The organism is Porticoccus sp. GXU_MW_L64 (genome assembly GCF_052983295.1).
In genome coordinates this window covers 14,431-26,886 of the sequence record NZ_JBRKJK010000017.1, presented here as the reverse complement: position 1 = coordinate 26,886, position 12,456 = coordinate 14,431, and the positions used below count along the sequence as shown (strand labels likewise).

Sequence of the window (12,456 nt, the reverse complement as noted above, 5' to 3'; positions counted from 1 at the left end):
TCATGATAATATCCGCGCCGATTTTTCGAGGCTGCCATGACTGAAATAAAGACTGACCTTCTCAAAAAAGTGCGTGTTGTACTGGTAAACACCACTCACCCCGGCAATATTGGGGGTGTTGCCCGCGCCATGAAAAATATGGGATTGGAAAAATTGTATCTGGTGGAGCCCAAGGAGTTTCCCTCTCACCGGGCGTTTCAGCGGGCCGCCAATGCGCTGGATGTTCTCGACAACGCGGTGATTGTAAACACACTGGATGAAGCCCTGGTGGATTGCGGCCTGGTGGTGGGCACCAGCGCCCGCAGCCGGGGGATTCCCTGGCCCATGCTCAATCCTCGCGAGTGCGGTGAAAAAGCGGTGTCGGAGGCGGTGGAACACGAAGTGGCGCTGGTGTTTGGGCGCGAAGATCGCGGCCTGACTAATGAAGAGTTACAGCGCTGCACCTACCACGTACATATTCCCACCAACCCGGACTACAGTTCCCTGAATCTGGCGGCGGCGGTGCAGGTGCTCGCCTATGAAACCCGAATGGCGGCGCTGTCGGCAGAAGATGGCAAGCTGCCCGACCTCAATGACTGGGATATTCCCCCCGCCAAACACGATGCCCTGGAGCGCTATTACGAACATCTGGAACAGGCCTTGGTGGATATTGATTTCCACAACCGCGACAACCCCCGTCAGACCATGGCGCGGTTGCGACGACTGTATGGGCGCATTCGTCTGGACGAGATGGAGCTGGCAATTTTGCGGGGCATGCTGACCTCTATTCAGCGGGCGGCACGGCAGTTAAAAAAGGGCGGCAGTGACAAAACCAACAGCCAGATATAAGCCCGACTAATTCAGTCAATTATTTACTTGACTAAAAAAGTGGGTTTTTCCATAATTGCCACCGGTTAGAGTTATTTAGAGTGTCATTATGCGCCTGACAACCCGTGGACGATACGCTGTTACTGCCATGCTGGACCTGGCCCTGCACGGCGATGCCGGCCCCATCAGCCTGGCGGATATCTGCAAGCGTCAGGGTATCTCCCTTTCTTATCTGGAACAGCTGTTCGCCAAGCTGCGCCAGAACGATCTGGTGTCCAGCATCCGTGGTCCCGGCGGTGGTTATCGCCTTAGCCGTAACGCTGACAGCATTGATGTGGCAGCGATTATTGATGCGGTCAACGAATCCGTGGATGCCACAAACTGTTCCGGAAAGGGCAATTGCCAGGATGGGGAAATTTGCTTGACCCACCATCTGTGGCAGGAACTCAGCGACCAGATTTACCAGTTTCTCAGCGGTATCAGCCTGGCGGACCTTACCGCCCGTGCGGATATCCAATCCATTTGCCTGCGCCAGAACAGCGCGGCGCAAATGGGTGTTGAACCCCTGATTGCGGCCACTGGCCATTAAAGAACCACAGCGAAAGTGTGCAAGGTGTTGTAACCCATGAAATTACCCATTTATTTTGACTACGCCGCCACCACTCCGGTCGATCCGCGAGTGGCTTCTAAAATGGCGGAATGTCTTACCAGCGACGGGGTGTTTGGCAACCCCGCCTCCCGTTCCCACGCCTTTGGCTGGCAGGCGGAAGAACTGGTGGAAGATGCCCGCCGCCAGGTAGCGGATTTGATCAACGCCGACCCACGGGAAATTGTCTGGACCTCGGGCGCCACTGAATCCGACAACCTGGCTATCAAAGGCTGTGCCCACTTCAACCAAAAGCGCGGCAAGCACATCATTACCTCCAAAATCGAGCACAAAGCGGTGCTGGATACCTGTCGACAATTGGAGCGGGAAGGCTTTGAGGTCACCTATCTGGAGCCGGACAGCAATGGCATTATTCAGCCGCAAGTTGTGGCCGACGCCATTCGTGAAGACACCACGGTGGTGTCGCTGATGCACGTCAATAACGAAATTGGCACCGTTAACGACATTGCCGCCATTGGCGAAATCTGCCGCGAACGCAAAGTGTTTTTCCACGTGGATGCCGCCCAGAGTGCGGGCAAAGTAGCCATCGACCTGGAAGCCATGAAAGTGGATTTGATGTCGTTCTCTGCTCACAAAGTGTACGGCCCCAAAGGTATGGGGGCGCTTTATGTACGCCGCAAGCCCCGTGTTCGCATCGAGGCTCAGACCCACGGCGGTGGCCACGAGCGCGGCATGCGCTCCGGTACCCTGGCCACTCACCAGATTGTTGGTATGGGTGAAGCGTTCCGCATTGCCCGCGAAGACATGGCCGATGAAGCGCTGCGCCTCAACCGCCTGCGGGATCGCCTGTGGAACGGTTTAAAAGATATTGAAGAAGTGCACCTCAACGGTTCAGAGAGTCACCACGTACCGGGCCTGCTCAATGTCAGCCTCAACTTTGTCGAGGGTGAATCCCTGATTATGGCCCTCAAGGACCTGGCGGTTTCCTCCGGTTCTGCCTGTACGTCCGCCAGCCTGGAACCTTCCTACGTGCTGCGCGCCCTGGGCCTGAACGACGAGCTGGCGCACAGCTCCCTGCGCTTCAGCATTGGCCGCTTTACCACTGAGGAAGAAATTGATTACGCCATCGACAAAGTCAAACACGCGGTGGGTAAATTGCGGGAGCTATCGCCCCTGTGGGATATGTACAAAGACGGCGTCGACCTCAATCAGGTTGAATGGGCGGCGCACTAATTTCCCCTGAAACGGCATCCATGCCGTTTCGCGGGGTTGAAAAGAAAAAGTGTGATTTTTCTTTTCTCGCATTGAATTACTAAGTAGCCGTACTTCACGTTACCGGGAGAAATAGAAATGGCTTACAGCGAAAAAGTTCTGGATCACTACGAAAACCCCCGCAATGTGGGGAAAATGGACGACAACTCTGACAACGTGGGCACTGGTATGGTGGGTGCCCCCGCCTGTGGCGATGTGATGCGCCTGCAGATTCAGGTCAGCGACGAAGGCGTGATTGAAGACGCCAAGTTCAAAACCTACGGTTGTGGCTCCGCCATTGCCTCCAGCTCTTTGCTCACCGAATGGGTGAAAGGCAAAACCCTGGAGCAAGCCGGTGAAATCAAAAACACCGAACTGGCGGAAGAGCTGGCATTGCCGCCGGTAAAAATTCACTGCTCTGTGTTGGCGGAAGACGCCATCAAAGCGGCTATCAAAGACGTGCGCAAAAAGCGCGGCGAAGAGCAGTAAGCGGATTTTGGAGCAGTAAGTATGGCCATTACCATGACGCCGGCGGCGCAAGAACACGTTCGCAGCCACCTGTTAAAGCGCGGCAAAGGGTTGGGTATTCGCTTGGGAGTGCGCACCTCTGGCTGCTCCGGTTTGTCTTATGTACTGGAATTTGTCGACGAGGCGGATGACGCGGATACGGTGATTGGCGACGATGTTAAACTGTTTGTCGACCCGAAAAGTTTTGCCTACCTGGATGGCACCGAACTGGATTTTGTCAAAGAAGGTTTGAACGAGGGCTTTCAGTTTAACAACCCCAACGTCAAAGACGAATGCGGCTGTGGCGAGTCCTTTCACGTATAATTCCTTCTATCCTCGTCGTGACGTAAAACCATTTCCCCAGGGCCCGCAATTCCGTGGTAACAGGCAACAACTTTTTTGAAATTTTTGGCATTCCGGAATCCTTTCATGTGGATTGCGGAAGGCTGGCAAGTCGCTACCGCGAGCTGCAACAACAATTTCACCCGGACCGTTTTGCCGACAAACCGGAGCGTGACCGCAACCGTGCAGTGCAGTGGTCCGCCACCATCAATCAGGCCTTTGATACCCTTAAATCCCCATTGAAGCGCGCTCAATACCTGCTGGCCGAAAAAGGTTTGGACAGCACCGGGGAGTCCACGGTCAGCAGCGACCCCGTGTTTTTAATGGCGCAAATGGAACTGCGGGAATCACTGGTCGAAGTGCGCGACCACGACGACCCATTTGCCGCTCTGGACAATTTGCGCAATCAAGTGAACAACGACTACCGGGAACAGCAGGCGCGTTTTGCTCAACACTATGATGCCAGCCAGTATGATGAAGCGCTGGACAAGGTGGCAAAGATGCAGTTCTCCAGCAAATTACTGGCAGAAATGGAACTGCTGGAAGAAGACTTGGAAGATATGTGAATTTTGTCATTCTGAGCGCAGCGAAGAATCTCGCAGTTTGCCAAAAAGCTGAGATCCTTCGCAGCGCTCAGGATGACAGCTGCAGGCAGCGATAAGGCAACCCATGAGCTTATTACAAATCTCCGAACCGGGCCTCTCCCCGGAACCCCATCAGCGTCGCCGCGCCGTTGGCATTGACCTGGGCACCACCAATTCACTGGTGGCCACGGTGCGCAGTGCCAGTGCCGAAACCTTGCCCGATGAACAGGGACTCCATTTGTTGCCCTCGGCAGTGCGTTATACCAGCGATGGTGTTGTGGTGGGCCACAGCGCCCGTGAAGTGGCCGCCCGCGACCCGCTGAACACCTTGCTTTCGGTCAAGCGTTTTATGGGGCGTGGCCGGGAAAATGTGGTTTCCCTGGGTAGCGAATTGCCTTACCAACTGGCGGAGGGCGAGGGCATGGTGCGCTTTCACACCGCAGCCGGTACGGTCAGTCCGGTAGAGGCCTCTGCGGAAATACTCAAACAACTGGCCTTCCGTGCAGAGGCGACTCTGGATGGCCCGCTGGACGGCGCCGTGATTACCGTGCCCGCCTATTTTGACGATGCTCAGCGCCAGGCCACCAAAGACGCCGCTACCCTGGCTGGCCTGAAGGTGCTGCGCCTGCTCAACGAACCCACGGCTGCGGCCGTAGCCTACGGGCTCGACCAGCAGGGCGAGGGTGTTATTGCTGTTTACGACCTGGGCGGCGGCACCTTTGATGTCTCCATTTTGCGTCTGTCCCGGGGCGTTTTTGAAGTATTGGCAACCGGGGGAGATTCCGCTCTGGGCGGCGATGATTTCGACCGTGCACTGGCTCGCTGGCTGCAGCAACAGGCGGGTTTGGGGGAATCATTGAGCCCCGGCCAACAGCGACAATTGCTGGATGCGGCTCAGGGCGCCAAAGAAGCGCTGTCCACCACAGAGTCCGTTGATGTGAGTGCTGTCGGCTGGCAGGGTTCGGTCACTCGCCAACAGTTGAATGAACTGATCGACCCACTGATACAAAAAACCCTGCGGGCCTGCCGTAAATCCCTGCGGGACGCGGGATTGGATGTGGCGGATGTCGATAACGTGGTGATGGTGGGTGGCTCCACGCGCACCCTGCGTGTGCGTGAAAAGGTCAGTGAGCTGTTTGCCAAACCGCCGCTGACGGACATTGATCCAGACCGGGTTGTGGCCATCGGTGCTGCGCTGCAGGCGGATGTGTTGGTGGGTAACAAGCCCGACGATGAAATGTTGCTGCTGGACGTGATTCCCCTGTCGTTGGGGCTGGAAACCATGGGCGGCTTGATGGAAAAAGTGATTCATCGCAACACCACCATACCGGTGGCCAAAGCTCAGGAATTTACCACCTACAAAGACGGCCAGACCGCCATGGCCATTCACGTACTGCAAGGGGAGCGGGAACTGGTGGCCGACAATCGCTCCCTGGCGCGTTTTGAACTGCGCAATATGCCTCCCATGGCGGCGGGTGCGGCCAAGATACGCGTGACTTTTCAGGTGGATGCCGATGGCCTGTTGAGCGTTTTCGCCAAAGAACTGACCAGCGATGTGGAAGCCCGTATCGAGGTCAAACCCTCTTACGGCCTCACCGATGGCGAAATCACCACCATGCTGCAGGATTCCTTCGAGCACGCCCGCGACGACATGCAGGCGCGGGCCCTTCGCGAACAGCAGGTAGAGGCTCAGCGTATGGTGGAAGATTTGAACGCCGCTCTTGAGCTGGATGGCGCTGCACTGTTGTCGCCGGATGAGTACCATTGCCTGCAAGTGGCCGTTGCAGAACTGGCGGATTTCGCCTGCGGTAACGACCACCGCGCCATCGCCCGCCATATCGAAGCCGTGGCCAAAGCCAGCGAAGAATTTGCCGCTCGCCGTATGGATAGCAGTATTCGCAAGGCACTGGCGGGTCATCACCTTGAAGATTTTGATAAAACCGAAGGCTGACTATGCCCAAGATTGTATTTATGCCCCACGAAACCATTTGTCCTGAAGGCAAAGTGGTAGAAGTTGAGTCGGGAATCAGCGTGTGTGACGCGGCCCTGAAAAATGGCATTCACATCGAACACGCCTGTGAAAAATCCTGCGCCTGCACCACCTGCCATGTACATGTTCGCGAAGGTTTTGAATCTCTGCACGAAGCGGACGAGTTGGAAGAAGACTACCTGGACAAAGCCTGGGGCGTAGACCCGGACTCCCGCCTCAGCTGCCAGGCGCTGGTGGCCGATGACGACCTGGTGGTGGAAATTCCCAAATACACCATCAATATGGTGTCGGAGAATCATTGACTCCAACGCCATTCTGAGCGAAGCGAAGAATCTCAGGGCTCAATTCGCAGTGTGAGATCCTTCGCTGCGCTCAGGATGGCAGTGCATAAACCGGAAGGTGACCAATGAAATGGATCGATACCCTGGATATTGCCATCGAACTGGCCGACAGTAAGCCGGACGTCGACCCGCGCACCGTCAATTTTGTCGACCTGCGCAACTGGGTGATGGCGCTGGATGGCTTTGATGACGACCCGGAACGCTGCGGTGAGCGCATTCTGGAGGCCATTCAAATGGCCTGGATTGAGGAAATGGATTAGCTCGTAGGGTGGATTAGCGAAGCGTAATCCACCGATTCTCCATCTCAATGGTGGATTACGCTTCGCTAATCCACCCTACAAATACTATCCTTGCGGCCAACGGTCTGAAAAGGCCTTACGCCCAGCTGCGGTCTAAGTACGGTTGTCCAAAACCATTTGCTGTTAAACCATCCCCCGGCGTAAAATGCCAAAAGCGCCATAACACTCAAAATAACGCCAACTATAAAACCGCCGCGGGGATTCTATGAGCTCTAAAGAGGAGCTTTATAAAGTACTTTTGGAGATATCTCCCTACGGCACCCTGTTCTTTGTTTACGGCGTCTGCATCGAGTGCAACGACAAGGCCATGACTCTTCTGGGCTGCGAGCGCAGCCACCTGATTGGCGCTTCCCTGGACGAAATTTCCGGCGACGAATCCTCCGCCCTTATCGACCTCAAACTGCAATTGAAGCGTGCGGTTAAAAACGACCAAAAACGCCTGCAATGGCGCTGCCCGCAGGGTGCCGGTGACGGCGTTGATATCGACCTTTGCATCGAACCCGTCCCCCACAACCCCCGGGAGTTTGTGGTTACCCTGATAGAAGCGCGGGCCAATACGCTTGCCCAGCCAATGCCCCGGCAAGATGCGCGGCGCTCTCCAGAATCTGCTGCAGAGCCAGAGATTATTACTCCCGAACCCACGGATTCAGAACCGGCGGCCATCAGTCAGCCGGAATCCGGAGAAGACCCGGAACAGATGTTGCAGGCGGCCATGAGTGCCGCTGCTCGCGCGGTAGAAAGTGATAGCAAAGAGCCTGCGATGGGGGAGCCTGAACCGGAAAAAACCGTGGCGGAGCAGTCCCCGATTGGTGAGCAACTCTCCCGCCAGACTCACCAGGATCGTGTGTTCGACAGCCTCACCAAACTCCCCAACCGGCAATTCCTGATCGAGTCCCTGAACAGGTATTTCGAGGCCAGCGGCAGGCAGGAAATCTGCGGCGCTCTGTTGATGATTGATCTGGACAATTTCAAGGACATCAACGACTCCTGGGGGCACACCGTTGGCGACCAGGTGGTGAAAAAAGTGGGTTCCGCCATCGCTCATATCGTGCGTGGCGACAACGTTCTGGCCCGCTTGGGTGGCGACGAATTTGTGCTGTTTATTCCGCAGATATCCGACAGCGTATCCCAGGCCGCCTGGGACGCTCAGGCGATGGCGGAGAAAGTGCGCGAATCCATTGCCACGCCGATTTTTATTGACGGTCACGAGCTGATACTGACCGCCAGTATCGGTATCGCGCTACTCACCGACAAAGAGCTGACCTCGGAGCGGGCGCTGCAATACGCCGACAGCGCCATGTACGAATCCAAGCGCAAGGGGCGCAACGGCATTGCCTTTTTCGACCCCTACATCACCGAAAAGGCCCAGCGTCAGATCGGCCTCAATATCCGCCTGCGCAAAGCGCTGGACAATCAGGAATTTGCCCTTTATATCCAGCCGCAAATCGAGGTAGATACCGGCCGCGTTATCGGCGGTGAAGCGCTGCTGCGCTGGGTGAATACCGAAAAAAGCCACAATATGCCCTCGGAGTTTATTCCGGTGCTGGAATCCTCCGGGCTGATCGTCAACGTGGGCCACTGGGTGATTCGCACCGCCTGTGAGTACCTGCGCAACTTTATCGACGAGGGCCTGTGGCGCGACGGCATGCAAATGGGCATCAACATCAGCCCGCGCCAGTTCCGCGACCCGCAACTGCTGGAAGTGGTGCAGCACAGTATCACCAGCTACAACATCGACCCGCACTATCTCAATTTTGAAGTGACGGAAAATCTGTTGATTGAAGATGTGGACGAGGTGGTGAGCAAAATGAACGCCATCAAATCCTTAGGCTCCTGCTTCTCCATCGACGATTTTGGTATCGGCTACTCGTCCATGATCTACCTGAAGCGGCTGCCCTTCGACCACCTGAAAATCGACCGGGAGTTTATTCGCAATATCCACCGCGACCCGGAAAGCCGCGGCGTGGTGGAAGCGATCATGGCGGTGTCCCGTCAATACGGTCTGCAAGTAATCGCTGAAGGTGTAGAAAACGCCGAAGCCCTCAATGTGCTCACCAAAGTAGGCTGCGACAGCTACCAGGGCGCCCACTACAGCATGCCAGTGCCGGTGGATCGCTTCCGCGAATTGCTGGTGGCTTGATTCGTCATTGCGAGGAGCGCAGCGACGCGGCAATCTCCTGAGTTTGGCACCCGGCCGGACGTCGGACGCTCGAAGTGACTCGGGCCTTCCATGGCCTTCGGGCTTCGCCCAACGGGGTGAACAAAGCGGAGAGCCGCAGCCATTCGACAGTAGCAAATTCAAACAAGAAATGGCTGCCAAACATGCCAGCAAAGTCCGCTGATTACCGACTGTCCCCAAAAGCCACGCAGGATATGGAAACTGTGTGGCTTTATTCTTTGGGGGAGTGGGGTGTGCAACAGGCTGACCGGTACATAGATGATTTAACCATCGCTTTTGTATTGCCGGGTTAATAGTAACCATGTGAGGGCAGCATACTGACCGCAGCCGGCAGGCTGCCACGTCAGACGTCCGACTTCAGGCGTCGAGCCTCTCGCCAAACACCTCCACACTGCAATTCAGCACAGTTCTCCAAAAGCACAACAACCCTTGTAACAACGCCCCCTCAAGAGTAAAATTCGCCACCAAATTTCAAGGGCTTAGCCCGCTATCTGATACCTTTACATTACTGGAGAATGCAGTCCATGGCAGTTCAACGCACTCTGTCCATCATCAAGCCCGATGCCGTTGCCAAAAACGTGATTGGCGAAATCGATGCCCGCTTTGAAAAGGCAGGTCTGAAAGTGGTGGCCATGAAGATGGTTCGCCTCAACGAAGACAGCGCCGGTGGCTTTTACGCCGAGCACAAAGAGCGCCCATTCTTTCCCGCTCTGATCGAATTTATGACCTCTGGTCCGGTGGTAGTGCAGGTGCTGGAAGGCGAAAACGCCGTGCTTGCCAACCGCGACCTGATGGGCGCTACCAATCCCAAGGAAGCGGCAGCTGGCACCATCCGTGCGGACTTTGCAGAAACCATTGACGCCAATGCGGTACACGGTTCCGATTCCCCGGAGTCCGCCGCCCGCGAAATTGCCTACTTCTTTAACGCAGACGAGATCTGCGAACGCTGATGTCTGACCCAGCGACTGTTAAAGTCGTCGATACCCAGGCACCCGAGCCCCAGAAGGTCAACCTTCTGGGGCTTTCTGCTGAAAAGCTGGTGGCATTTTTTGCTTCCATCGGCGAAAAGCCGTTCCGCGCCACCCAGGTGTTGAAGTGGATTCATCAGCTCGGCGCGGACAACTTTGAGCAGATGACCAACCTCTCCAAAGCGTTGCGCGTCAAGCTGGAAGAGCAGGCAGAAATTCGTGCGCCAGAGGTGGTCAGTCAGCAGGATTCCAGCGACGGCACCCGCAAGTGGCTGATCCGGGTTACCGGCGGCAGCTGTGTGGAAACCGTGTTTATCCCCGATGGCGAGCGCGGCACCCTGTGCGTGTCGTCCCAGGTGGGTTGTTCCCTGGATTGCAGTTTTTGCGCCACCGGCAAGCAGGGTTTTAACCGCGATCTCACAGCGGCAGAAATTATCGGCCAGGTATGGATCGCCGCGAAATCGTTTGGCCAGCTCGAAGCCAAGGCCGAGCGTACCGTCACCAACGTAGTGATGATGGGCATGGGTGAGCCACTGCTCAATTTCGATAATGTGGTCGACGCCATGAACCTGATGCTCAACGACAACGCCTACGGCCTGTCCAAGCGCCGGGTGACCTTGAGTACCTCCGGTGTGGTGCCGGCGTTGGACAAGCTCGGCGATGTCACCGATGTGTCACTGGCCATTTCCCTGCACGCCCCCAACGATGAGCTGCGCAATGAGTTGGTGCCCATCAACAAAAAATACCCTATTGCCGTACTGCTGGATTCCACCAAACGCTATCTGGACAAAATGCCGGATACCCACCGCAAGGTAACCGTGGAATACACGTTGATGGATCAGGTCAACGACCGCCCGGAACACGCCCGGCAACTGGCAGAGTTGATGCGGGATGTGCCTTGCAAGATCAATCTGATACCCTTTAACCCGTTCAGTCAGTCTGACTACAAGCGGGTCAGTAATAATTCCCTGCACCGCTTTCGGGATATTTTGTACCGGGCAGGCTACACTGTCACCGTTCGCACCACCCGCGGCGACGATATCGCCGCCGCCTGTGGGCAATTGGCCGGTACGGTAAATGACCGCACCCGCCGCAGCGAACGCTACCGCCAGCAGGCCGCAGAAAAGGCGGCTGACGAGCAGGCGGTTCGTTTTGTAGAGCGTTGAAAAAGGGGGTTTGCGTGAAGCTCAGCTGTTGGTTCAAAGGTTTTTCGGTGTTTAGCCTGTTGCTGGCGCTGTCTGGCTGTGTGACCGAAGAAGTCACTTCCCGGGGCCCGGTGGAAGACATTGACGAACAGAAGGTGCTGGCCAAGCAGATTGACCTGGGTTTTCGCTACATCGGCCGCAATAATCTGGAAAAAGCCCGTTTCCACCTCAGCAAAGCCCTGAAAATTGATCCAAAATCCGCCCGCGCCAATACCGGTTACGCGCTTATTTATAACCGGGAAGGCGAAGACGAACTGGCGGACAGGCATTTCCGCAAAGCCCTGAGTGGCTCCGGCAAAAATACCCAGACGCGTTTTTATTACGCGGTTTTCTTGCTGGAAAAACAACGTATTAAAGACGCCAGAAACCAGTTGGTCAAAGTCACTCAGGATGTTGACTTTAACAACCGTGCGCTGGCTTTTTTAAGCCTCGGTCAGATGGAAACCAAGCTGGGGGATGCTGGCGCGGCGCGCGCTGCTTTTGACAAGGCCTTGCGATTGAACGGCAATATGGCAGTGGCGTATCTGGAAATTGCCGAGCTCGAATACACCGACGGCAATTATCAGGATAGTTTTAATTACCTCAGTAATTACCGCCGCCTGGTGCGGCGGCCCAACGCCAGGAGTTTGTGGCTGGGAGTGCGCGTTGAACATCGCCGCAACAACCGCAACGGTGAACACAGCTACGGCCTGGCGCTGGAAAAAATGTTTCCGGACTCCAAGGAGAACCTCGCCTACCAGCAGTGGCGCAAACGTCGATAAGTGTCATAAGCGGAGTCTTACTTACCCAAAAGGCATCACATGCACGATAACAATAAAGATCAAAGCAGTGACAGGGAAGAAGCGAAACAGAGCTGGCAGACGCCAGGTATTGCACTGCGCAAGGGGCGCCGTGCCCAAAACCTCACTGAAGATGAGGTTTGCCGGGAATTGGGTTTGCGTATTGGCGTGTTAAAAGCGCTGGAAAGTGATGATTTTGAGCGCCTGCCCACGGATGTGTATGTGCGCGGATATATTCGCAGTTATTGCCACTTGCTGAATATGGATGAACAACCGGTGCTGGAAAGTTACGAGGCTTATTGCCAGCAGCTGCCTGGGCGCAACGCGTCAACAGTGGCAGAAGAAACGGTAACGGGTGCAGTGCCCTGGTGGAAAACTCCCAGACTCTGGTTGGCCGTAGGCGCAGCAGTGTTGGTGGCCGGGGTTCTGGTGGTATTATTAACCCGGCAATAGAAAAGGCGTCCTGCCTTTTGTATTGCTCGCTCAATAACTTTCACATAAAAGAAAGTGACGCACTTGCGCGAAAGTGCTTGATTTTATTGAGCTTGCGCTGGCTGCGCCAGCAGTGGCACATCCCTGTGCCGCATTATTAAACGC

Annotated in this window: 14 protein-coding genes; all 14 read left to right on the top strand. The window is 55.7% G+C overall.

The annotated features are described in order from the left end of the window. Positions 1-36: 36 nt before the first annotated feature. The 14 genes from trmJ to ACVBEJ_RS12700 all read left to right on the top strand — a co-directional run bounded on the left by trmJ (position 37) and on the right by ACVBEJ_RS12700 (position 12,312). Positions 37-828 (top strand): tRNA (cytosine(32)/uridine(32)-2'-O)-methyltransferase TrmJ, encoded by a 792-nt coding sequence (gene trmJ, locus ACVBEJ_RS12765; RefSeq protein WP_447130025.1) that lies wholly within the window; start codon positions 37-39, stop codon positions 826-828. A gap of 88 nt (positions 829-916) precedes the next feature. Continuing rightward, entirely contained in the window at positions 917-1,396 is a 480-nt protein-coding gene (iscR, locus tag ACVBEJ_RS12760) for a Fe-S cluster assembly transcriptional regulator IscR (RefSeq protein WP_447130024.1), read from the top strand. Positions 1,397-1,432: 36 nt separating this feature from the next. Then, positions 1,433-2,647 carry an IscS subfamily cysteine desulfurase gene (locus ACVBEJ_RS12755; protein WP_447130023.1) on the top strand — a complete coding sequence of 405 codons (1,215 nt, stop codon included), beginning with the start codon at positions 1,433-1,435 and terminating at the stop codon, positions 2,645-2,647. A 117-nt stretch (positions 2,648-2,764) separates the two neighbouring features. After that, on the top strand, positions 2,765-3,154 hold the full coding sequence (iscU, locus tag ACVBEJ_RS12750) for a Fe-S cluster assembly scaffold IscU (protein ID WP_447130022.1): 390 nt from the start codon (positions 2,765-2,767) through the stop codon (positions 3,152-3,154). 21 nt (positions 3,155-3,175) lie between these two features. Then, positions 3,176-3,496: an iron-sulfur cluster assembly protein IscA gene (iscA, locus tag ACVBEJ_RS12745; protein WP_447130021.1), complete on the top strand. Its 321-nt coding sequence runs from the start codon at positions 3,176-3,178 to the stop codon at positions 3,494-3,496. Between the two features lie 53 nt (positions 3,497-3,549). After that, on the top strand, positions 3,550-4,080 hold the full coding sequence (hscB, locus tag ACVBEJ_RS12740) for a Fe-S protein assembly co-chaperone HscB (RefSeq protein WP_447130020.1): 531 nt from the start codon (positions 3,550-3,552) through the stop codon (positions 4,078-4,080). Between the two features lie 103 nt (positions 4,081-4,183). Next, positions 4,184-6,049, top strand: coding sequence for a Fe-S protein assembly chaperone HscA (hscA, locus tag ACVBEJ_RS12735; protein ID WP_447130019.1), 1,866 nt, complete (start codon positions 4,184-4,186; stop codon positions 6,047-6,049). Between the two features lie 2 nt (positions 6,050-6,051). Continuing rightward, positions 6,052-6,390 (top strand): ISC system 2Fe-2S type ferredoxin, encoded by a 339-nt coding sequence (fdx, locus tag ACVBEJ_RS12730; protein WP_447130018.1) that lies wholly within the window; start codon positions 6,052-6,054, stop codon positions 6,388-6,390. 104 nt (positions 6,391-6,494) lie between these two features. Further along, positions 6,495-6,689: a Fe-S cluster assembly protein IscX gene (gene iscX, locus ACVBEJ_RS12725; protein ID WP_447130017.1), complete on the top strand. Its 195-nt coding sequence runs from the start codon at positions 6,495-6,497 to the stop codon at positions 6,687-6,689. A 244-nt stretch (positions 6,690-6,933) separates the two neighbouring features. After that, positions 6,934-8,868: an EAL domain-containing protein gene (locus tag ACVBEJ_RS12720; protein ID WP_447130016.1), complete on the top strand. Its 1,935-nt coding sequence runs from the start codon at positions 6,934-6,936 to the stop codon at positions 8,866-8,868. Between the two features lie 563 nt (positions 8,869-9,431). Next, positions 9,432-9,857, top strand: a complete 426-nt coding sequence (gene ndk, locus ACVBEJ_RS12715) for a nucleoside-diphosphate kinase (protein WP_447130015.1) — start codon at positions 9,432-9,434, stop codon at positions 9,855-9,857. Further along, entirely contained in the window at positions 9,857-11,041 is a 1,185-nt protein-coding gene (gene rlmN / locus ACVBEJ_RS12710; RefSeq protein WP_447130014.1) for a 23S rRNA (adenine(2503)-C(2))-methyltransferase RlmN, read from the top strand. The genes ndk and rlmN overlap by 1 nt, the downstream gene beginning before the upstream one ends. Positions 11,042-11,055: 14 nt before the next feature. Next, a complete protein-coding gene (pilW, locus tag ACVBEJ_RS12705) occupies positions 11,056-11,841 on the top strand; it encodes a type IV pilus biogenesis/stability protein PilW (RefSeq protein WP_447130013.1) in 786 nt (261 codons plus the stop codon). Positions 11,842-11,880: 39 nt separating this feature from the next. Further along, positions 11,881-12,312 carry a helix-turn-helix domain-containing protein gene (locus ACVBEJ_RS12700; RefSeq protein ID WP_447130012.1) on the top strand — a complete coding sequence of 144 codons (432 nt, stop codon included), beginning with the start codon at positions 11,881-11,883 and terminating at the stop codon, positions 12,310-12,312. Positions 12,313-12,456 lie beyond the last annotated feature (144 nt).